A 21,447-nucleotide genomic window follows, 5' to 3' on the forward strand; every position below is an offset into this window, starting at 1 on the left:
TTGCCAGAGCCTCCGTCGTAGCCTGATTGCGTGGGGAGGAGGCTGCGAATCCTCGTCGTCGGCGCGGGCGTCGGCGGCATCTCCGTAGCCAGGGGACTGCTGCGCCACGGACACGACGTCACCGTCGTCGAGCAGCGGCCTGCCACCCAGCCCGGCGGTGGAGCCGTCACCATCTGGCCCAACGGCGCGACAGTGCTGCAGCAACTCGGTGTCGACATGACCGGCGCCGGTCAGCGGTTGTCCCGCGTAGAGGTGGTGACGTCGACGGGTCGCGCGCTGGTCACCTTGGACCTGACCGCGCTGGTGCATCGGCTCGGTGCCTCGGTTCGGATGGTGCCGCGGCGGGAGCTGGTGAACCGGCTGCTCGACGGCTTTCCTTCCGACCGGATCCAATTCAACCGACGCGCCGCAGAAGTGGCCGCGACGCGTGACGGGGTGTGGGTGGAGTTCGACGACGGCTCGGAAGCCGATGGCGATCTGCTGATCGGCGCCGATGGGCTGCATTCAAGGATACGAGGCGTCATCGGGGCGCGCGACGCACGGCCCACAGGATGGTGCAGTTGGCAGGGTTTGGCCACACTGCCGTCTCTCGCCGACAAACACGTCGCGCTCCTCGTCATCGGCGAACGCGGGAATCTCGGGCTGTGGCCCGCGGGCGGTTCGGAGGCGCAGTGGTGGTTCGACCTGCCGTGGTCGACCGGCTTCGTGAGGCCCCAGGCCCCGATCGACTTGCTGCGCGAACATTTCACCGGATGGGCTGACACGGTCGACGGCCTGCTGGCCACGTTGACCGACGAGGATCTTGCGGATTCTCCGTATCCCCACTTCCGGCATCCGGTTCCTGGTCCCGGCCACGGCCCCATGACGCTGCTCGGCGACGCCGCGCACACCATGCCGCCCACCCTCGCGCAGGGGACCAACCAGGCGCTGCTCGACACGATGGTGTTGTGCAAGGCGCTCGCGGATCTGCCAGGCGATGTCCCGAAAGCGTTGCGGTGGTATGAGAAGACGCGACGGCGCAGCGTGTCGGCGGTGTCGCGAGTGACCTCGCTACAGGTGTCGCACGGCGAAGCCGTGTTGAGACCGGCCGCGCTGATTCCGGATCGGTACATGACATGGGCGCTGACGGCGTTCCTGGGTGCAGTGAGTCATCGTCGGATATCAGCGGAGGTCGACAGGGACCTCGCGGGGATGTCGAGCCCATGACCGACGATCCGGTGACGGTGCGCGGCGCGATCGACGCGCCGTCGCGCTGGCTGTGGCTGGTGAAATGGTGCGTGCTGGCCGCGCCGCACTATCCCATCCTGATCGGGCTGTACCTGGTCTATCCGTTCGCGACATTCGTTGCGGGCGTTGCGATCTTGTGCACCGGCCGCTATCCGCGCCCGATTTTCGACTTCAACGTCGGGGTGCTGCGTTGGTCGTGGCGGGTGATGAACTACCGATTTCCGATGAACACCACCGACAGGTACCCGCCGTTCACTCTGGCCGCCAGGCCCGACTATCCGGGCGATCTGAACGTCGACTATCCCGAGCGGCTGAACAGGTGGCCGGTGCTGGTCAAATGGTGGCTGCTGGGCCTGCCGCAGATCGTGCTGTGCTGGGCGATGGAGGCGTTTCTGCAGGCGTTGTGCGTGATCAACGCGTGCTGGCTGCTGGTCAAGGGGTCCACTCATCGGGGCATGTTCGACCTGCTGATGGGGATGGTCCGGTACCGCTACCGGGTAGCGGTCTACGTCTCGCTGATGCGAGACGAATATCCGCCATTTCGGATGGATCTGGGCGCAATGTGACCCGCCGCCGCAACCCGTTGTTCCCCTACGTGTATCGGCTCGGCACGCCGGTCTTCGGGAAGCTGTTCTATGACCGGTACCGCCGAGAGGCGATGAAACTCGCGACCGGTCGGCTGCTGATGGTCGGCGTCGGTCCCGGAACCGACCTGGCGTTCGTTCCGCCAACGGTGACGTCCGTCGCCGCCGTGGAACCGGAGGCGGCGTTTCGTCGGATGGCCTTGGCCGCGGCGCGCCGCCGCGGGGTGGCGGTCGACGTCGTTGCCGGTGTCGCCGAGTCGATTCCCTTCCCCGACAGAAGCTTTGAATCAGTACACGTCGGACTTGTGCTGTGTTCGGTCGACGATGTCGGCGCGGCCCTTGCCGAGATCAGAAGGGTGCTGGCCCCGGGCGGGCGGCTGGTCGTTCTCGAGCATGTCCGCGGTGAAGGGCTGACGGGCCGGTTTCAGGACTTGATCGCGGGGCCGTGGTCGTTCATGGCCTGCGGTTGCCGTCCCAACCGCAGGACCGTCGACGCCATTGCTGCGGCCGGCTTCGACACCGCCGGGCTGCGCCGCATCCGGCGCACGCCCGTGCCGCCTCCATGCACGCCGCACCTGCTCGGATTCGCGACGCTGGTCAACCGATGAACTCCGGGCGGGGGTCGTACGTGACCTCTGTAGGGAAGGGAATCAAGCCATGACAAAGGCAAAGCAAATCGGATGCATGTGGGCCCTGGCCGTCGCGCTGGGGGTGGGGATGGCGATCGCCAGTACGCCGGCAGTTGCAGGGGCCGATCCGGGGAAGGGGGCCTCGTCGCATTCGTCGCATTCGCCGTCGGGCAAGAAGGCAGCGTCGACGGCATCGAACGAGGCCCCCAAACCGCCACGGCACGGCCCGAAAAAGCACGCAGACGCGAACTCCGGCGAACCGAAGCAGGCTCCGGTCACCAAGGTGTCAGCGGTGCAGGTGCGCTCGCCGGCCGCCCCCACGCCGGTCAAGACCGTGACGTCGCCCACCCGCGGTGCCATCGAGCCAGCGGCCGCAGCGGACCCTGACTTCATCACCTCGACGCACAGCTTGTTCGGCCTGTTCTCGGTGACCTCGGCCGCCGACCCGGACGACAACAACTACGTTGCGATCGTGCTCCGCACACCGCTTTTCACCGATGTTCTGACGTCGGGCACCGACCCCCAGGACAACTTGGGATTCGGGCCTGCGAGCGTCGGCGTGGCGGGCCATACCGTGAACACGTTCATCGGTCCGTTCCTGACCTTTTCCATCGGCATTCCGATCACGGATCCGTTGGCGCCGCTGTTCACCGAGCTAGTGCGCGCGGGTTTCTAGCTCACTCGACGCTGACGGCCTCGATGATGTTGAGCCGCGCGGCCCGTCGTGCCGGAGGCACCGAACCGAGCAGACTGATCGCGATCGCCCCCGCGGTGAAGACGAGGGCCATTGGGCTGGGCCGGAACTCGACGGTGAAGTTCATGATGTCGCCGCTGACAACGCTGTAGAGCCACTGGTCTGCGAGGCCGAACACGAGCCCCAGCACGCCGCCGACGACACCGATGGCGGCGGCTTCGGCAAGCACCATGCCAACGGTGAGCCTGCGACTGGATCCCATCGCACGCAACACGCCGATCTCCCGACGCCGCTCGAGCACCGACAGGGTCAGTGTGTTCAGCAGCGCGACGCCGGCCACGAACGCGACGATGACCCACACCGCGTTCGCGATGAACATGCTCTGCCGCATCGGCGCTTCCATGCCTGCCAGCGCCGTGTCGCCGTCGTAGACGTAGTCCGCGGCGGGCACGACTTTCCGCACGTGCTGCAGAACGCCCGGGGCCGCGGCGATCTGGAGGGTGGTGGCGGCGGGACGATCGAACCACGCACGCATCTGGCCCAGTTCCATTCCGACGCTGCCGATGACGGTCGAGAAGTAGGGCACCAGGGCCAACACTGTCACCTGCTTCGTGCCGTGCGGGGTCTGCATCCGCAGCGTGCCGCCCGCTTTGACATCAAGCGACCGACCCAGGTTCTGGGTCAGCACCACACCGCGGCCTGCGAGCACGTCGTCGCGTGTCCGGGTGTCGAGTGCCCGGTACAGCGGATCGGCCGTGCCGGGGGAGAAGCCGTCGAGCATGACTCGGGTACCTCCGACGTCGGCGTAGGCGAACGCGCCCTCGACGACACGGTGGACGCCGGGCACGGCGCGTATTTTCGTCGAAAGACCTTGCGGCAGAGGGGTAGTGGCGTACCGATCGGGCGAATCCGCACTCACCCAGACATCGACATTCGCCATGGGCGCGAAGATGGCGCGGGCCGAGCGGATCATGTCGGTGTTCGTGCCCGTGATGAGGACCGTGGTGACCACCGCGATGAGCACGGTCATGACGGTGGCCCACACCCGGCGCGGCGACCGCTCGATGGTCGCGGCGGCGAGCGCTCCCGCCGAACCGAACCCGCTCGCGGCCGCGGCGGTGGTTTTGACAAGCGGTGCGGCGAGCGCGAAGCCGAGGGCGATCTCCGCGCAGAACAGCGCGGACATGGCGGCGACGGCGGTGGTGCCGCTGCGGCCGAAGACGATCAGGATCGACAGCCCGAACACCGTCACAGCGCCGACACCGGTCGTGATCCGCAGCCAGCGCGGCACCCGGTCCGCCGTGGACACCCCGACGGGTGCGAGGGCTTCGATCGGCGACACCTTGTACACCTGTCGGGCCGCGGTGGCCGAGGCGACGACGCTGGCGAGCACCGTCGCGCCGAGCGCAATCGGTATCGCGTAACCCGGCAGCCAGTACTCGACCGTCGCTTCGAGGCCCTGCGTCAGCGCGGGTGGTAGCCGCCCAATCGCTATGCGACCCAGCACTTTTCCGGCGGCCGACCCGACGATGCCGCCGACGACCCCGAGAATCGCCGCCTCTGCCAACATGTCGCGCACGATGACCGCACGCCTGCCGCCGATGGCGCGAAGCATTGAGATCACTGGCCGGCGCTGCGTGATCGCCATGGTCATGGTGGTGTAAACCAGGAACGCGCCGACGATCAGCGCGACCACGGCACCCATCAGCGCCATGTAATTCATCATCTTGACGCCGTCGCCTGCGCGGGCCGCCCGCATGCTCGGTGGCGCGACGATTGCCCGGCCGTCGACGACTTGGATGACCGCGTCTCGAACCGCCGCGAGTTCGGCGCCCGGTTGGACGGTGATCAATATCGAGTCGAGTTGGCCGGGCCTGCCCGTCACGTTCTGCGCCAGCGCCAGCGGCGCAAGGACGTAATGTCCGCCGTTGAGATCCTTCAGTTGGCTGCTCTGCAGGACGTCGGTGACGGTCACCTCTCCCGAACCCAGTTGGAACCTGTCGTTCTTGGCGCGGCCGACGGCAGGGCCGACCTGGACACCGTCCGGTGTCTGCGAAAGCTGCTCGACAGGTTGGGCGACAGCGTCTTTGAGCGCCCCGTCCAGTTCGGCGCTGCTCTTGTCGGCGCCGAACAACAGCACCGGCCCCGATTGCGTCTGCGCGGACATCCGGATCATCGGCGCCGCGGTGGCCACGCCGGGAACCGCGGCGACCTCGGCGGCGATCGCGTCGGGAAAGCCGGCGTCGGTGATACCCGACACCTCGAGTGCCGCGATGCCTGCAACACCGTCGGCGAGCCTGCTGACCGATCCGGTCATCGACCCGAAGATCCCGAAGACCGCGACGAGATACATCGCAGACACTGCCATCACCGCGATCGAGGCGATTGTGCGCCTGCGATGCACGATGAGCTCGCGCAGGCTGAACACCCGTAGTCGGCTCGCCGCAGCGGTGATTGTCGCGCCGGCTCTCACGGCAGCACCGACATCTCGTCGGAGCCGACCCGACCGTCCTGCAACGTGATCACCCGGTCGGTCGCGGCGGCCGCGGCGGGGTCGTGGGTCACCATCACGACCAGCCGGACGCGACCCTGTTCGTGTGCGACCTCGGCGAGAAGCCCCAGTATCGAAGCGCCCGTCGTGGTGTCGAGGTTTCCTGTCGGTTCGTCGGCCAGGATCAGCGGCGGATCCATCATCAGCGCGCGAGCCACCGCAACCCGTTGCATCTGGCCGCCGGAGAGTTCCGATGGGCGGTGTTCGGTTCGGTCACCGAGCCCGACGCGATCCAGAAGCCGGATCGCGTCGGCCTTGACCTTGCCAAGCCGGACGCCGTCGAGGAGCTTGGGCACCGCCACGTTCTCCCACGCCGACAGCGTGGGCAACAGGTTAAAGAACTGGAAGATGAACCCGACGCGGTGGTGCCGGAATGCGGACTGCTGTTCGTCGGTGAGCCCGCCGATCTCCTCCCCGTCGAATGTGATGGATCCGGAGTCGGGGGCGTCCAGTGCGCCGACCAGGTGAAGTAACGTGCTTTTGCCCGCGCCGGACGGGCCGACGACGGAGACGAACTGGCCGCCGATCAGGTCCAGGCTGATTCCGTCGAGCGCTCGGACGGCTTGACCGCCGATTGTGTACTCGCGGACCACGTCGCGTAGTTCGATGGTCAGCGCGTGAGTGTCGCTCATGGCGCGTCACCCCCGTTCGGCGAGCTTACTCGGGAGCCAACAGGTCGACAGTTTATTTCTGCCCCGTGCGCAGCGGAGATGTCTACCGTTGATGACCTCTCCGTGAATAAGCGGAGACTTCAGAAAGGAGCGACGATGACATTGCAGCTTTCGTCGCGGCGGTCCATCCTTTTCGGCGCATTCGCCCTTGCCGTTGCCGCGGCACCGGCGGTCGCCGTCGTACCGGTTTCGGGGACGTTGACTCAGGTCGCTGAGTGCCCGCCCGGTTATGTCACCGAGGAGACCAGCGGGGCCTGCGTGATGAGCGCGCCCCCGGCCCAGGAATCGGCCATTCCGGGCAACCCGGCCCTGCCCGAGGTCGATGGTGTCCCGTGTACCGGGGCCAACACCGGCGAATGCATCGGGCTGCAGGAATCCCAGGGCGGAGGTGCCGCCCCGATTCCGTGATTGTTCACACGTCGACCCGAACCGCGTAACGGTCGGCGGCGACCGAGATGAGGCAGCTGAGCTGCGAAAACAGCGAGGAACCACGTTCGGGGTCCGTTAGCTATGAACCCCGTTCCGTGACCCCGTCGTGACAACTTCGTGACATTTGGCCCATGTATTTCGTATCGTGCTTGCGTGGGTCGGCACTCATTAGCCAAGGAGCGGCGGAGGCCGCCGGTTGCGCTGGCTGCGCTCATCGCCCCGGCAGCGATGTTCTTCGCCGCAGGCGCGGACGTCCATCCGTTGGCCGCCGAGCACGACATCAAGCCCGTCGCCCCCAACCCTGCGCCCGCCCCGCAACCGCCCTCGCCGTGCTGCTTCGAGATCGTCGCCGCGGCACCTGCTGTGCCATCGGTGACTCCGCCCGATACGAATCCTGCTCCCGCACAACTGGTTTCGGCCTCCCGGTATCGGGTGGTCGATCGTGCGCTACCCGCCGGGGTGGCACCGGAGAAGGGTCTTCAGGTCAGGACGATCCTCGCCGCGCGGCACATCAGCGCTGATTTCCCCGAGATCCACGAGATCGGCGGCGTCCGACCGGACGCGCTGAGGTGGCATCCCAACGGGTTGGCCCTCGACGTGATGATCCCCAACCCGAGTAGCGCCGCAGGTATCGCGCTTGGCAACCAGATCGTGGCGTACGTGCTGCAGAACGCGTCGGTCTTCGGGATTCAGGACGCGATCTGGCGGGGCGTCTACTACACACCAGGCGGCGCCAAGAGCGGCGGCTACGGCCACTACGACCATGTCCACGTCACGACCACCGGCGGCGGCTACCCGACAGGCGACGAAACGTACTACCGCTGAGACGCGGGTCCGTCGGGGGCGGAAGGTCACTCCGCCGTCGACGCTGATGCTCTGGGCGGTGATGAAGCCGCCGTCGTCGGACAACAGCAGCGCGCCGAGAGCGGCGACGTCATCGGGATTTCCGAAGCGGGACTTGATCATCTGCCGTGCGCGCGTCTGCTCGACTATGCCTTCCGGCATCGGTTGCTCGTCGAACTTGTAGTGCCAAATCAAGCCTGGCGCAATGGCATTCGCGCGGATGGCCTGGGGGCCGTAGCGGCGCGCGATGTGTCGCATCAGCGCCAGCTCAGCGGCCTTGCTCATCGCGTACGACACGCGCGTGCCTGCGCCGTTGTAGGCGTCGATGGAGGCGGTGAACACGATCGAACCGCCGCCTGCCTCGATCATCGGAGGAATCGCGTGCTTGGCGCAGATGACGAAGCCGCGGGTGTTGACGCGCATGACTTCGTCGAACGCTTCGAGCGGCAGGTCGACGACATCACCGGGTTGGTAGGCGTCGGCGGCGTTGGTGAAGTTGAGGTGGATGCCGTCGAGCCGCCCGAATGTGTCGACGGCGAGGTTGACGATGGCTCGGACTGAGTGTTCGTCGGCGCCGTCGAGCCGCACACCTTTGACGCGCTCACCGGCGGGATCAACCGCGGCGGCCACTCGCTCGGTGAGCTCGGCGTCGAGGTCGCCGATCACGAGCAGCGCACCCTCGTCGGCGTAGCGGCGGGCCAGGCCGTTGCCGATGCCGCCGAGGCCCGCGACGATGACAACCTTGTTGTCGAGTAGTCCCGTCACCGTGCCGATCCTTTCCATCCGATGAGTTTCGTGTGCGCATCATGTCTATATGGACGACAGCTTTCGAAGGGAGAGGGGCTGATGGCGAAGCCACCGATTGTCGACCACGAGACCTGGCGTAAGGAACTCGACGAGCTGAGGCGCCGAGAGAAGGCGGCGACGCGGGAATTGGACGCCATCGCCGCGCAGCGGCGCCGAATGCCCATGGTCGAGATGGGCGAGTACACGCTGATCGGCGAGGACGGCCCGGTCCGTCTGGTCGATGTGTTCAAGGGCCGCTCGCAGCTGATCGTCTACCACCACATGTGGGAGGACGGCGCGCAGTGGCAATGCGGCGGCTGCACCGGATTCACATCGCAGTTCACCCGGCTGGAATTCCTGGACAACTATGACGCGCGTTTCGTGATCGTCACCAACGGGCCGATCGCCGAGGCGTTGGCCTACCGGGACAGGGTCGGCAACAAGATGGAGTGGTATTCGTCGTCTGAGAGTTCGTTTTCCGCCGATGTGGACGCGCCGCCGGGCGGCGGGTTCGGTGTCAACGTGTTCCTGCGGGACGGCGACACGGTCTGCCGGACATGGCACACCAACGGCAGAGGTACCGAACAACTGAGCCATTCGTTCGGGCTGATCGACATCCTGCCGTTCGGCCGCCAGGAGGAATGGCAGGATTCGCCGGAGGGTTGGCCTTCGCGACCTACGTACTCCGGATGGCTCGACTCGCCGGACATCGCCAAGGCCTACGGCCGCCCGTAGCTGGCCCGCCACTTGTCGAGCATCCGGCGATCACGCTTCGTCGGCCGCCCGGCACCGCGATCGCGAACGGCCACCGGCACATAGGGTGTCGACGGCTCGCGCGGCGAGCGGTCGAGGTAGCACGTCACCGCGTCGGCGGCGCCGACGCGCTTCTGGATCACACGCGTCACCTCCACGATCCGGGTCCTGTCGCCGATTTTGGCGTGCACGGTGTCGCCGGGCGACACGGTGGTGGCCGGCTTGGCGGGACGATCGTTGACGCGGACGTGTCCACCGCGGCAGGCAGCAGCGGCGTCGGGACGGGTCTTGGTCAACCGGACCGCCCACAACCACTTGTCCACGCGGGTCGACTCCACGACATCCATTGTGGAGGACGGAATTCCCGTGGGGCCGGAGGCGGGTGTTGGCGAAAGTCGTGAACTCTGTCGCCATGCGGATGCTGCTGGGCTGGTAGGTGGTGTAATTGGCCTGACCAGCGTGGTTGCTGATCACCACCCCCAATCGACGACCTTTGGGCGATGCGCTGACGGCTTTCGTGGGACTTCGCCGATATCCCGGTCCGGTGTAGAGGGGCGTCTTATGCTGGCTTTGCTGTGCCGGGGGAGGGTGGCCGCATGGGGGGCAAGACTGCATGACAGATATCCGAAAGTCTGCGGCATACTCCGCGGGAACCTCATCGCCGTTACTTCAGCGCGAGATCAACTTTGAACCAGTGAACGGCATCCGCCCGCGCCCGCAGTTCCGGCCCGACATCGAGGGCATGCGGGCGATTGCCGTGGCCCTGGTGATCTTGTTCCACGCCTATCATCAGCCATTCACCGGCGGTTTCGTGGGTGTCGATGTTTTCTTCGTCATCTCCGGCTTTCTGATTACCAGCCTCCTGCTGAAAGAGCGGGGTAGAACAGGCCGCATCTCGATACGTGGCTTTTACGCGCGCCGGGTCCGTCGCATCCTGCCCGCGTCAACGCTGGTGGTGCTGGTCACGGTGTTCGCCACGTATGGGTGGCTCGGGTTCATTGCAGGAAACAACACCGCAACCGATGCCGAGTGGACGGCGATTTTTGCCGCCAACATTCATTTCGGCCTGGTTCAGACCGACTACTTCGGAGCGCTGTTACCGCCGTCCCCGCTGCAGCACATGTGGTCATTGGGTGTCGAGGAACAGTTCTACCTGGTGTGGCCTGCCGCGTTCCTGGTCCTGGTTCTCCTCGCGCGGACACATCATCGGAAAGCGCTCTGCGGAGCACTGTCTTTCATCGTCGCGGCCTCCTTGATCTGGTCCATGAGCCAGACCGCCCTCAATCAAACGTGGGCATACTTCTCGCCACTGACACGAGCATGGGAGTTGGGACTCGGAGCGCTCGTAGCGGTTTTGGCACCCGTCATCGCGGGGCTCAGGCCAGCGTGGCTGCCACAGGCTCTGGCTTTCGCAGGGTTGACCGGAATCATCCTCGCCGCAGTACTTTTCACGTCGGACACCCGCTATCCGGGGTCCGCGGCCATATTGCCTGTGGTCGGCAGCGCGGTACTGATCGCCGCGGGCTGCGCCAACGAACGATCGATCGTCGGGCGGGCCCTGTCGGTGCGCCCGATGCAGTGGGTCGGCGCCAGGTCCTACTCGATGTATCTATGGCATTGGCCGCTGCTCGTCATTCCCGCCCTGTACGCCACCAAGGACCTGAGCGCGCTTCGGAACACGGGTCTGGTTCTGCTCACCGTGCTGGCGTCTGCGATCACCTATCAATTTGTCGAGAATCCAATCCGGCGCTCGAAACTATTGGCGCCGCGCACCGGTTTGAGTTTGGCGATCGGAGTCTTCTTGGTCGGGTTGACGATCTTCGTCGCCCAGTGGCAGATCGCAGCCCATTACGGAACGTGGAATCTCTTCTCGTAACGACATCTACGTTTTTGCAAATAATTGGAGGGCCGATGCACCGATATATGACCGCACTTATTGCGGTGATGGCGATCGCCTCAGCGGGGTGTACGCCGTCTCCCGGCACTGAGACGCAGACATATAGGACCGACTGGAGTGCGCCCTTCGACCCCAACGGAGGGAAGACGTCTGACTTGGGCGGCCGGCAATACGCCACCACCAGTCAAGTGCTCGCCGCCGTCGGGGCTGCGCAGGGCACCGAGGTGTTGTCCGACGCCGCTGCGGCGCACCTGGTGGAACTGAGCAAGCCTCACAAAGACGGCCCCGAAATATGTTTCGACGAGCATCAGGTGGACATCAAAACGACCGACACCATGTTGGGCCAATGCGCTTACGGCGACCCGAAGGGCACGAAAGTCATGGCGCTCCTTGGTGATTCGCGTGGACCGATGTGGGCGGCCACGCTCGAGCGCGTCGCGGCAATCACCGGCTGGCAGTTGAGGGTATTCGCCAGGGGCGGCTGCCCGCCTGCCGATCTGCAGTATCAGAGCAACACCACGCATGCGCCGGACCCGCAATGCGACACGTTCCACGCCGCGGCGGTCGAGGAGATCCGCAAGCTCCATCCGCAGCTCGACGTCACCGCGAGCAATCAACACACACTGGCTAGCGGCGAGATGCCGACGACCGACCAATGGCGGGATGGCCTCGTCTCGACATTCCAGCAGTTGGCTCAACCCGGCACTCGCGTCGCCGTGCTCGGGCCCATCCCCAGCTGGGAGAACGATGACGCGCTGTGCCTCGCCGCCCACACGCGCGACGTCCAGGCGTGCAGCACCGAGGTGGCGAACGCGGTGACACCGTTCGCCGACGCCGAGAGGGCCGCGGCCGCCGCGGTCGGTGGCCACTACGTGGACACCGTGCCATGGGTGTGCGCCGAGAAGTGCGAGCCGGTGATCTCCGACATCGTCGTCTATTACGACCCGTATCACTTCACCAAGAAATACGCGAACTATCTGTCCGGTGCGGTGGCCGACGCTTTGAAGCCCGCAATGACATAGACCGACATAGACCGTCGCGACGTCACGTGGAGCCGATGACGGGAATCGAACCCGCGTATTCAGCTTGGGAAGCCTTTTCTACACCCGAACGGGTGAGCGATAGCCGCTGGTCGCGACGTTGCAACGAGAGGTGAAATCCGGCTTCTACCTGCGATTGCAGTACGACTAGGGGCGCTATCGGTCCGAGTCCGGTCCTACCGCAGTACGGGCACGGTCGGGGGTACGGACGGGGTACCAAGGACACACACGCGCCGACACGCCGAGAACTGTCGGAGTCTGCCAATACGCTGGACTTCATGAGTAAAGAGCCTGACGTTTATGCCAGCGAGGTCTTCGACGGGCGATCGCGTAGCAAGGCCGTCGTAGCGACGACGCCGATCAAGGCGGGCGACTTGAGCGACGAATACGTCGGCAGGCAGTTGGGCTTCCACGACGCGCGCATAGAGGCCAACATCCCCGGCGAGATCACCCGCATTGAGCACCACGACGGACCCCCGCCAAGCGTCTCGGTGTGGTTCCGGTATCTGGCTCCGATTTTGGGCCGGTCGACACGCGACGACTACATGCGCGTCGCGCCGTGGTTTGAATTACAGCTAGTCGAGACGCTGAAGTCTTAGGGGAGAGACAAGATGCTGCCGCACGGCATAACGGGCAAGACGATGAAGCTCCGCCGCGTCGCGGATGACGGCACCGTGACCGAGTTCGACATCCAGGCCCAAGACCTTGGCCATGAGCACGGCATTACGTTCAGTGTTGACGCTGATGTTGAGGACGGCGACGAGGTGACCGACACGCTCCCGAACGGCAAGATCAAGACGATGCGGCTACGGGAAGTGCAGGTGCGTGAGATGCCATTTCCCGGTGCAACCAAAGACTTGGACCACACGGGTGCGAAGTATGACGTGGTGTCCGGTCGGACTGCGCTTCGACAGCCGACGCCGGTCAGCCTTCCTGGACTGCATCCGCTGATCTCGGCGGCGAGTGGTTCGCAGATCGCGAGCCGGCACTACGATGACGCAGTGTTCAACGCCTGCAAGGCTGTTGAGGACAGGGTGCAGGCGTTGACCGGATACCCGAAGAACGCCAAAGGCGTTGCGCTCAGTGGCAAGGGACTGATGGGAAAGGTCTTTGACGAGCAAGCGCCGTTGCTCGACATTACCTCCGACGGTGCAAACGAAGCCCAAAAGACTGACGAGCGTGAGGGTTTCAAGTACCTGTTCATGGGTGTCGCGCAAGGGCTGCGTAACCCGCGTGGGCATGGCCCGAATTTGCAGACCGCCGAGCACGTCGCGATGGAGATGCTGGCGATGACAAGTACGTTGATGCGCTCGTTGGATCGCGCCGAATTGCGGAAAGCTGGACAGGAACAGCGACGCATGCGCGGCGATCTGAAGTCACCGATACCTCCCGGTTTGACGAGTTACGGGCGACCGAGGTTGAAGTAGCTGTCCATGAATATGCCACTCGGCGATTACGAGGCTTTCCGTAGATGGTCGGGGAACCCGCGCAACTGGGGTCCGGCGGAAAGCGGGTGGCGCGCCTGGTTCGGCGGTCAGGTAGTCGATGGTCTTTGCGACGTTCTTGATGAACATCTCTCCGCCCCACGATCTGGCCGGGAAATGTACCCCGCCGCCATTGGCTGCGTTCCCTGGTTGACGAGTCGCGCTGTCGCTGCACGCCTGCTGAGACTCGACACCTTCTGCATCGTCGTGGACAAGCTGCCAGTTGGGCACCGCGCGATGGCGCGGCCAGAGCTGATCAACAGTGGGAAGGGACTCCCCAATGGGGCCATCCTTCGTCTGGAGGATGTTGTTCCTGCCGACAGCCCGGACCACCCAAAGATCATCGGCCCGTATACATCTCGTGAGGACCTTGCCTACGTCATCGACCCGATTCGAGTACTCGGATGGCGGAAGGATGCCGGGCGCACAAGTCAGCTCCCGCTACCCCACGCCAAGTTACTTGTGCTTGGCGAAATTGGTTGGCGGCAGTACGACACCCCGTACGGCACTGAAGAGACTTTTCGCTTCGAGCCGCAGCGGGTTTGGTTCGGTTCGGCCAACTGGACCGAGGCATCGAGCTACCATCTTGAGACAGGATTTGTCTGCGACGACGAACGCCTGGTGCGAGCGGCGGAATCATTTGTCGCAGATATGATTGCGTTCTCCGAGCCCGTCGCTTCTCAATTTGCCGCCCCCGAACCTGAGCTAGTAGACCTGCCTTGGGACAACGAGGCGATGGCGCAGGCGGCAGCGGAGATGGAAGAGGCGTACGAGGACTACGACGAGCACGAACCATAGCAGGGCCCAAACCCCCAACGGGCGGCCAGGGCGGGAGCGCCGGGTGCTGGTAACCCCCGCCTGACCACGTCTCAGGTAGCAACTTGGTCACCGGGGTAGCCCTTGGCTTCGTCGCGTGGCCTACGGTGCTGCCGCGGTCGGCCCACGCCGTATTCATTGCGCGGCGGGTCAACGCGTGGCGCGCGAGGCATGTACTTGCCGCCGTCGGACGGTGGCCGGCCATTGAGGTGTGGCGCGACCGGACCAGGCCCCCATGAGAACTCGGTGCTCTGGTCACCCACCTGTTCGCAATGGAGCCGAAGCGGGTCCATGCCCCCGCGCTGCTGCGGCTGGGGCGGTGGCGGGTCGCGGTATGGCTCTGGCGACCGCGTGTAGCGAGCCATGGTTACGTCTCGATTGTCGGCGGGGTGTAGTTGAGGTCTGTCGTGATCTGGACGACGACCGCCGCGCCCCGGTGCCGGGTGCCGGTGCCGAACCCGCGAGCAAAGAAGCTCTCCTGGATCGGGTACGGCCCGCGCCCGGGGATATGGCGCAGGTTCCGGTAGGCCGGGTTGATGTGTTCGCGGAAGCCGACCGGGTTGCTGTCGCTGTTCGGCCCACCAGTCGCGATCACCGCCGCGTAGTAGCGCGGCATGTCGTTGGACTTGATGATGAGGGCGTTGTTGTAGGAGCCCCACACTTGGAGCCCGTTGTACTCCGCATTCGGGATTGGGCCGTGGATCTCTTCGTTGGAGATCCACGCGGGCATGAGCGCGGAGGGGATGAAGTCGTACTTGGGCACCGTTGCACCGCCGTAGTCCACGCCCGCCTTCCAGGCCGCAATGCTTGAGGCCTCAAAATCGATGGGGTTGACGATCAACACGAGTTGCGAGCCGGCCAGCAATCCGTACCCGTGCTCGGTCACGTGCTTGATCATGTTCTCGACATCGAGCGCATCGAGAACTGTTGAGCCGGTGGTGAGGTAGTGCTTGTGCGTTCCGTCGAATGTCGTTCCGAGATACGGCGGAGGCACCATGCCATCGCCGTTCCAAAGCCCGTAGCAAGTGTGACCCCACTCGTTGACCTGAGTCGCCGGGTCAAGCAATCGGCGCAGGACCGAACCGGTTGTGAGCTTGTTGTCGGCTTCGAACACGCGCGTGACTTGCGCGGTGATCTGCTCTGCTGTCGCTTCGCGCAGGAACTTCCATGTTGCGCGCAAGGCGATGTCGTAGTCCTTGAACGAATAGCCAAGGCGTAGTACGTCGCTCGGTGGGCGGATCGCGCGCGGAACACCAAACTCGGTGGCTTCCTCAAAGCTGTCCGATGAGATGCTCTGAGCGACTGCGTCGGCGACGTTCACCGTCTTGTAGCTGAGAATGTCAGTGACGCTCTTGCGCTCTTTGTTCCAGAGCTCAAGAACCTCTTGAATTTCGGCCCAAATGGCGTTGAGGGCAACGCCATCCGCGGTCTGATTGACCAGGACATCGCCATGGGTGCTCACACCGCCCTTGCCGCCAGAGCTACCCCAAATACGGAATTTCGTTGTCATGGTCGCCTACCTAGTCTGTGCGCTTGCAAGCGACCCTACCCCTGAATTGCGCTGGCGGACTTAGTGTTAATGAGAGATGTGTGTCTACCGGCAATACGGCGGGGTAGTAGCGAGTAGGCTCAGGGTAAGTACGAATATCGTTGCGCGAAAGGATGATAGATGGCGCGCGCAATGGCGGTGACTCCGGTTGCTGCCGCAACTACCAAGCTGGAACTGTCGAACGATCCGACCATCAAAGGGAAGGCCGGTGCGGTCGCGTGGTACCGGGAAGTGATGGGCCTGTCGAGCGTCGGCATGGGCCTCGTGACCAGGGCGACGAACGACCGCACTTTGCCGAGCTACAAGATCAGCGGGGCCATTTGGTACTCGACTGTGGACCTCTACAACTTCATTCAGCGGATGAGAAGGACAGCATGATGGATCACCAACGCCAACAGGCACTTACCGCCAAGTACCGCATGGACCAGCCGCCTGACCCGGACCATCCGATTGTGCGCGGCGTCAAGAAGGCCGAGCGCATCGTGCCCAAGACCAACGACAACCTACTCATCCAGGTGCTGTTCGACCCGATAGCCAACCCGACCATGCACGAAAAGCTCATGGCCGAACTGGAAGCGCTGCACGCGTTGGAGTCCGAGGGTGGCGGCGCGGTGTATGTGACATATCGCTGCGACAGGTTCGACCCGCGCGGGGTAGAAGACACTGACGGTGCTGCGTTGTTGAAGTGGCCGGGCGACAGGCGCATCTTCATCTGCCGAAGCAACGCCGACCGGCTCGCGGCCTGGATGGAGCACCAAGACCCAGATGCCCATTGTTGTGTTTGCATCGCCGAGGATTGCCAGGCCAAGACCTTCTATGACCATTCATCCCGACCGCTACCAATCTCATGCGGGCGTGTGGTGTTGATGTTCGAGATTTGCATGGCCTGTGAGTTCGCCGTGACTGATACTGCCTATTTCAACATTCGCGCGAGCGTGTTGGACAAGCAGGCAGACCTGCCACCCGGCGCAGTGATCGACCCCGGCTCTCCGATACCGCCGCAGCCGTAGACATTCGCCTAACCTGCAACAATGCTGACGCGAATGGCCGTGCACCGCGCCGACGACGGGGTTTATCAGGGCGAATGACTCGTTTGACAACCAACACACATTTGTAAAGCGCGCGCGTTTCGGCGCTTCCTGTCAACATGGCGTACACGACCGCAGGGTGAACCTGGCACGACGCCAAGGAGGCAACAACATGACGATGAAGAACCGGACGGACCCGATGGTTTTGGAAGCGATGCACAAGGAGTTCCAGGACAGCAACGGGATGGTGTACGAAGTCGCTGAGCATTGGCGCAGGGAAGAAGACCCGTTTCGCACGCGGTTCACGACAGGATTGAGCAATAACTGCGGCCTCATCACGCGTGAGGAGTTGTATGACGAGCTGCGCCGGATCATGGTGCAGGAGATGAAGTATGTGCGAGACGAGCACGCGGTGAGCTTGGTGGTGGAGGTGCAATTGACCACCTAACCCGCTGCGGGGCCGACACTTTCGGTGGCGGGAACACACACGTAGCGGCGGAGCGCTGACACAGCGCGTTCGCAGTATAATCGAACTACCGGCTCGGTCGCGGGCCGTTGAACGGTGCCGACCTTGGCGGGCAGAAGCGCCGTTCGTACCCAACAAACCGTGGGGATGCGGCCGTACCAAACCTGGTGCGGGCGTTGGCTAGTCCTGCGCGAGCGCAGGCCGCACAAAAGGTTTGTTGTTCTTTCATGGATCCCAACGATGTACCGAAGTACAAGGGCGACAGGGGCATTGTCGAGTGCACCATCGAAATGGGTGTACCGGCTGGCGCCGTAACCGAGCGCTTGGCACATGTTGCGGTGATGCGCCGCGAAATCATCCCCACCCGAATCGGCAACGCTAACTGGTTTTCTCGCCGTGACGTTGAGGAGTGGCTGCGCTCGCGTAAGCAACATGGGCGCTATCACGCAGGGGAGAACCGCGTGCCGGAAAGTGCGGCCTTGCAGCCTGTTCCGGGCACCAAGGTTGCCCAATAGAAACAGTTCCACCCCCGGCAGACTGGGCGGGCGCGCACGGGGGTGGAACGAAAACCCTGTACAGAAGGACAAGTTCATGAAAGGGCGCTACCTATGATAGCCCAAGGCCCGCCCGAGGACGACACACAGCGACCAACGCTGTATGACGTGCTAATTGCCCTCGGATTCGCTGCACAAGAACGTATTCCGATATGCACCCAAGTGCCAGGGCGCAAGAACACGTTTAAGCCTGAGTTGTTCCGCATTGACTACTTGGCCGGCTGGACCCCGCCTCAAGACAAAGAGGTGTGGTGGGGCGCGAACCCCATTGCGCGACACGTCCGAAGAGGGAAGGGCGGCGAAGCTGACATTGCGCGGATGCGTACATTGTTCGCCGACCTCGACATCAAGCCCGGCAAGTGTCTCGACACCCTGGACCAGTGCTACGCCACAGCCTGGGAGTTGTCGGACTACCTAGACGCCAAGCCGGTCGCGATGGTCGAAAGCGGCCACGGATTACAGCCGTTGTGGCGGGTGGGATCGCCGCCCGGCGACAGTAACGTGATCGACCGCGATTGGACGCGCGACGAGTTCCGCGAGACGTGGTGGCGGTTCGGTTCCATAGCCCAAGATGCCGCGCGGAACGCGATGTGGCTGCCGGACCAATCGCATACGACTCGCGCCATCGACGGCATTTACAACATTGACCGGCTACTGCGGTGCCCCGGTTCGATTAACTGGAAGTACCCAGACGCGCCAGTGCCAGTGCAGACCCAGATGTACGCCGCCGCGCGGGTTAGCCTGCGCGACTTGGTGGGCCGTTTGGACCGCGACAACGTACAACCGCTAAAGCGGACGAAGGCCATAGTCATGGGTGTGCCGACTGACTTTGGCGAAGCCGAGACCTGGATACACGAGCAGCCTGGCGCAACATTGGACCAGGCTGAGCTACAGCAGATGCCGCGGAGCAAGGTGCTGCATGAGTACCTGGACCCGGTAGCCCTGGTGCGCGTGCTCGATAGCGGCGACGGTGCGCACAGGACCATGATCGCCAAGGTGCTTCACGCGGTGTACGCCGCACAAGAGGGCCGCGCTGGGCTCGTGGTGGCGCTACACAACATCGGTGAGGCCTACCTGAGCACCATGGAAGCCCGCGCGGCTGGCGAGATGGTCGGTGACGTGCGCGACCCAGCTACGGCGACGACCGAATGGGCAAACGCCGTACGCAGCGCGGTCTCGAAGGCACGTGGGCGGGTGGTGCCGAACCTGGACGCGTGGGCGAAGCGGGCATTCGCGTCGGCACCAGCAGTCGCAAACTCAGGGCGACCGTATCGGCCGCGCCGACCGGCTGCCCCGCGCCGTCCGATGGCGAGGCGGCTTTGATGGCTGTCGAATGGGACCCACGCAAAGATGATGAGTATGACGACTTCCTGCGCGGCGAACGCCTAGTCCAAGCGGCACGCGTAGACGCGAAGCGACTGGAAGCTGCTCAAGCATGGACGCCACCCGCATACCCGGTGTCCGCCTACGAACAGCTAGCAGAGCAACCGCCCGAGGTTGGTTGGATCTTCCGTGACCTCTGGTCTGGTATCGCGCAGGTGAACGCCCAAAAGAAATCCGGCAAGACCACATTGCTGCTGAACGCTGCGGCGTCACTGGTGACCGGCGAGCCGTTCCTTAGGCGATTTGAAGTCAATGTCGATACGGACTGCCGCGTCGGCTATCTGAACATGGAGCTAACCAAAGGGCAGTTCAACCGATGGCTAGCCGACATGGCGTTGCCGGATGATGCGCTGAAGCGGTTGCACCTGTACCACGGGCGCGAGTACGGCAGGCTGGACCTCACGAACGATGCTGCCGCCGAGTGGATTATCCAATGGCTGCGAGATGCCGGGATCACCGTGTTGCTCATGGACCCGTTGGGGTCGTTCTATGACCAGCCGAGTGGAGGCGACCCGAATGCGGCTTACCTACGGTGGTGGGCACGGTTGGAACACGTTGTCTTGCAGGCGGAACTATGCGGCGTGCTAATCGCGCACCACGCTGGTTATTCCGAGGACGGCGGAAACCGGGCCCGTGGGGCCAGCGCGATGATGGACAAGCCCGACGTAAACATGACTTATCGCTATGAGATCGGAGTGGGCAACCACACCGACGCACCAAGTGATAACAAGCGATACCTAAGTGCGTTTGGCCGCGACGTGGACGTGTCCGAGTTTGAGATTGGATACAACCTGCGGACGCGAACGCTGCGCGCGACGGGTGGTGGTAGTCGTGCGGCGAGCGCGATAGACCGATACGCGCTAAAGGCATACGACACGGTGGTGTCATACACCAACCAGCAGAAGCAACACGGATCGGACGGCCCAATAGAGCTAAACGCTGGTGAATTGTCGGAGAAGGCCGGCATAGCCCAAACCAGCAAACTGAGCGGAAAGTTCAGACAGGGCAGGGATTTAGCGGTGCAAAAGGGATGGCTGGAAGTGAGAAAGCAAGGCAACAGCACCCTCTACTCGCTAGGCGAAGCGGTGCCGCTGGACCGACAGAAACGGAAGGCGGGCAGCGTTGTTAACCCTTCTTAACCCTTGTTATTCGATAACAAGGTTAGTTATTAACCCTCCCCTATAGGGGGTTAAGAACTAACGAACAAGGACCAGCGCGGTTCGTGGACTAGAGAACTTAACCCCGCCAGCGGCGAAAACCCCACTACTGATTGGAGATTGCAGTGATCACCTACGACCGATTGTCGCCACCGTATTGGTGGGAGCCACAGAAGCCAACGCGGCGAGGGATACCAACCCGCCCAAGACGTAATCCGCGCCGAGCACCTTGGCCAGAGGACCGAACTCGACCGGGGGAGCCACGATGAGCGGGCAACCAGGCAGCGAACGACATAAGAATGCGAATAGGGAGAATGCCCTCAACTATGAGCAGCGCCTCCTGCACCCACGCCGCTGCGCCGCCCGAAGGCAGCGCGATGGTAAACCCTGCGGCCGCTTCGCGATTCGTGGCGGGACCGTATGCATGATCCATGGTGGTGCGACACGACAGGTGCAACGGAAAGCCAAGGAGCGCATGGACTTCGCGAAGGCGATCATGCTCGAGCGCGCGGTGCGTGGTATGCAGCCCGACCCGCGCGTGTCGCCCGCCGACAAGCGGTTAGCCAAGGCCGTGGCCAAGCAGGCGGGGAAGCCAATCCGCCGCGCCGCCAAGCGCCCAGCCGGGCCACCAAAGCCCGCCGAACCCCCGGCGCAGACTGCCCCGCCCGAGCAGGTCGCCAGCCCCGCCCCCGAGCGACCCGCCGAGCCTGCCGTAGCGCAGGCCGAGCGCCCCGTAGAGCGTGCGCGACGTGTCGGCGCACCGCCCTGGGCTGAACCGCCCCCGGCAGCACCTAGCCACTCGCTCGTGTCCGCCGAGGAGGCCGTAGCCGACATAGCTGCCGCGAACCGGCGCGCGCGGATTAGCCAAAATCCGCATAGGCGCAGCTAGGCGTGTAGCCACGAGTG

At 64.1% G+C, this 21,447-nt stretch carries 22 protein-coding genes and 2 pseudogenes; 18 read left to right on the forward strand and 6 right to left on the reverse strand.

The window, feature by feature from the left end:
- The first annotated feature begins 30 nt into the window (after positions 1–30).
- From ACGFK1_RS20560 to ACGFK1_RS20575, 4 genes are read left to right on the forward strand one after another with little or no spacing between them, the layout of a single operon-like run.
- Positions 31–1,206: an FAD-dependent oxidoreductase gene (locus ACGFK1_RS20560; protein ID WP_393433280.1), complete on the forward strand. Its 1,176-nt coding sequence runs from the start codon at positions 31–33 to the stop codon at positions 1,204–1,206.
- Positions 1,207–1,223: 17 nt separating this feature from the next.
- Complete coding sequence (locus ACGFK1_RS20565) at positions 1,224–1,793, forward strand: DUF4389 domain-containing protein (RefSeq protein ID WP_393434080.1); 570 nt, start codon at positions 1,224–1,226, stop codon at positions 1,791–1,793.
- Positions 1,790–2,419: a class I SAM-dependent methyltransferase gene (locus ACGFK1_RS20570; protein ID WP_393433282.1), complete on the forward strand. Its 630-nt coding sequence runs from the start codon at positions 1,790–1,792 to the stop codon at positions 2,417–2,419. The genes ACGFK1_RS20565 and ACGFK1_RS20570 overlap by 4 nt, the downstream gene beginning before the upstream one ends.
- 49 nt (positions 2,420–2,468) lie before the next feature.
- Positions 2,469–3,116: a hypothetical protein gene (locus ACGFK1_RS20575; protein ID WP_393433285.1), complete on the forward strand. Its 648-nt coding sequence runs from the start codon at positions 2,469–2,471 to the stop codon at positions 3,114–3,116.
- A 1-nt stretch (position 3,117) separates the two neighbouring features.
- Here ACGFK1_RS20575 and ACGFK1_RS20580 read toward each other — a convergent pair whose 3' ends face one another.
- Both ACGFK1_RS20580 and ACGFK1_RS20585 read right to left on the reverse strand, forming a co-directional pair.
- Positions 3,118–5,607 carry an FtsX-like permease family protein gene (locus ACGFK1_RS20580; protein WP_393433287.1) on the reverse strand — a complete coding sequence of 830 codons (2,490 nt, stop codon included), beginning with the start codon at positions 5,605–5,607 and terminating at the stop codon, positions 3,118–3,120.
- The gene (locus ACGFK1_RS20585) at positions 5,604–6,299 is read right to left on the reverse strand and encodes an ABC transporter ATP-binding protein (protein WP_393434083.1); all 696 of its coding nucleotides are present in this window, start codon (positions 6,297–6,299) and stop codon (positions 5,604–5,606) included. Before ACGFK1_RS20585 ends, ACGFK1_RS20580 begins: the two co-directional genes overlap by 4 nt.
- Before the next feature lie 153 nt (positions 6,300–6,452).
- Between ACGFK1_RS20585 and ACGFK1_RS20590 the strand changes: the two genes are divergently transcribed.
- Positions 6,453–6,764, forward strand: coding sequence for an intersectin-EH binding protein Ibp1 (locus ACGFK1_RS20590; protein ID WP_393433290.1), 312 nt, complete (start codon positions 6,453–6,455; stop codon positions 6,762–6,764).
- 174 nt (positions 6,765–6,938) lie between these two features.
- Positions 6,939–7,610, forward strand: a complete 672-nt coding sequence (locus ACGFK1_RS20595) for a hypothetical protein (RefSeq protein WP_393433293.1) — start codon at positions 6,939–6,941, stop codon at positions 7,608–7,610.
- A gap of 36 nt (positions 7,611–7,646) precedes the next feature.
- On the opposite strand, the pseudogene ACGFK1_RS20600 reads toward ACGFK1_RS20595, so the two are convergent.
- Positions 7,647–8,411 (reverse strand): annotated as a pseudogene (locus ACGFK1_RS20600) (SDR family NAD(P)-dependent oxidoreductase); the annotation flags it as partial.
- Positions 8,412–8,474: 63 nt separating this feature from the next.
- Between ACGFK1_RS20600 and ACGFK1_RS20605 the strand changes: the two are divergent.
- Positions 8,475–9,149, forward strand: a complete 675-nt coding sequence (locus ACGFK1_RS20605; RefSeq protein WP_393433296.1) for a DUF899 domain-containing protein — start codon at positions 8,475–8,477, stop codon at positions 9,147–9,149.
- Here ACGFK1_RS20605 and ACGFK1_RS20610 read toward each other — a convergent pair.
- Positions 9,134–9,505 (reverse strand): RNA-binding S4 domain-containing protein, encoded by a 372-nt coding sequence (locus ACGFK1_RS20610; RefSeq protein WP_393433299.1) that lies wholly within the window; start codon positions 9,503–9,505, stop codon positions 9,134–9,136. The two genes, ACGFK1_RS20605 and ACGFK1_RS20610, sit on opposite strands and share 16 nt — an antisense overlap.
- 356 nt (positions 9,506–9,861) lie before the next feature.
- On the opposite strand from ACGFK1_RS20610, the gene ACGFK1_RS20615 reads away from it, so the two are divergent.
- The 5 genes and pseudogenes from ACGFK1_RS20615 to ACGFK1_RS20635 all read left to right on the forward strand — a co-directional run.
- Positions 9,862–11,043 carry an acyltransferase family protein gene (locus ACGFK1_RS20615; RefSeq protein WP_393433302.1) on the forward strand — a complete coding sequence of 394 codons (1,182 nt, stop codon included), beginning with the start codon at positions 9,862–9,864 and terminating at the stop codon, positions 11,041–11,043.
- A 47-nt stretch (positions 11,044–11,090) separates the two neighbouring features.
- Positions 11,091–12,086, forward strand: coding sequence for an SGNH hydrolase domain-containing protein (locus ACGFK1_RS20620; protein WP_393433305.1), 996 nt, complete (start codon positions 11,091–11,093; stop codon positions 12,084–12,086).
- 296 nt (positions 12,087–12,382) lie between these two features.
- Positions 12,383–12,703, forward strand: a complete 321-nt coding sequence (locus ACGFK1_RS20625) for a hypothetical protein (protein WP_393433308.1) — start codon at positions 12,383–12,385, stop codon at positions 12,701–12,703.
- 12 nt (positions 12,704–12,715) lie between these two features.
- Positions 12,716–13,531, forward strand: coding sequence for a TIGR02391 family protein (locus tag ACGFK1_RS20630; protein WP_393433311.1), 816 nt, complete (start codon positions 12,716–12,718; stop codon positions 13,529–13,531).
- Positions 13,532–13,543: 12 nt separating this feature from the next.
- A pseudogene (locus ACGFK1_RS20635) lies at positions 13,544–13,909 on the forward strand (hypothetical protein); the annotation flags it as partial.
- 862 nt (positions 13,910–14,771) lie between these two features.
- On the opposite strand, the gene ACGFK1_RS20640 reads toward ACGFK1_RS20635, so the two are convergent.
- Complete coding sequence (locus tag ACGFK1_RS20640) at positions 14,772–15,914, reverse strand: hypothetical protein (protein ID WP_393433314.1); 1,143 nt, start codon at positions 15,912–15,914, stop codon at positions 14,772–14,774.
- A gap of 159 nt (positions 15,915–16,073) precedes the next feature.
- Here ACGFK1_RS20640 and ACGFK1_RS20645 point away from each other — a divergent pair, with 159 nt between their 5' ends.
- The 6 genes from ACGFK1_RS20645 to ACGFK1_RS20670 all read left to right on the forward strand — a co-directional run bounded on the left by ACGFK1_RS20645 (position 16,074) and on the right by ACGFK1_RS20670 (position 20,523).
- Positions 16,074–16,331, forward strand: coding sequence for a hypothetical protein (locus ACGFK1_RS20645; RefSeq protein WP_393433317.1), 258 nt, complete (start codon positions 16,074–16,076; stop codon positions 16,329–16,331).
- Between the two features lie 74 nt (positions 16,332–16,405).
- On the forward strand, positions 16,406–16,963 hold the full coding sequence (locus ACGFK1_RS20650; RefSeq protein ID WP_393433320.1) for a hypothetical protein: 558 nt from the start codon (positions 16,406–16,408) through the stop codon (positions 16,961–16,963).
- Between the two features lie 190 nt (positions 16,964–17,153).
- The gene (locus tag ACGFK1_RS20655; RefSeq protein ID WP_393433323.1) at positions 17,154–17,429 is read left to right on the forward strand and encodes a hypothetical protein; all 276 of its coding nucleotides are present in this window, start codon (positions 17,154–17,156) and stop codon (positions 17,427–17,429) included.
- 245 nt (positions 17,430–17,674) lie between these two features.
- Positions 17,675–17,962, forward strand: coding sequence for a hypothetical protein (locus ACGFK1_RS20660; protein ID WP_393433326.1), 288 nt, complete (start codon positions 17,675–17,677; stop codon positions 17,960–17,962).
- Between the two features lie 357 nt (positions 17,963–18,319).
- The gene (locus tag ACGFK1_RS20665) at positions 18,320–19,324 is read left to right on the forward strand and encodes a hypothetical protein (protein ID WP_393433329.1); all 1,005 of its coding nucleotides are present in this window, start codon (positions 18,320–18,322) and stop codon (positions 19,322–19,324) included.
- Entirely contained in the window at positions 19,216–20,523 is a 1,308-nt protein-coding gene (locus ACGFK1_RS20670; RefSeq protein ID WP_393433332.1) for an AAA family ATPase, read from the forward strand. The genes ACGFK1_RS20665 and ACGFK1_RS20670 overlap by 109 nt, the downstream gene beginning before the upstream one ends.
- 577 nt (positions 20,524–21,100) lie before the next feature.
- Here ACGFK1_RS20670 and ACGFK1_RS20675 read toward each other — a convergent pair.
- Positions 21,101–21,418 (reverse strand): hypothetical protein, encoded by a 318-nt coding sequence (locus ACGFK1_RS20675; RefSeq protein ID WP_393433335.1) that lies wholly within the window; start codon positions 21,416–21,418, stop codon positions 21,101–21,103.
- Positions 21,419–21,447 lie beyond the last annotated feature (29 nt).

The organism is Mycobacterium sp. NPDC048908 (genome assembly GCF_043197955.1).
Taxonomy (GTDB): Bacteria; Actinomycetota; Actinomycetes; order Mycobacteriales; family Mycobacteriaceae; genus Mycobacterium.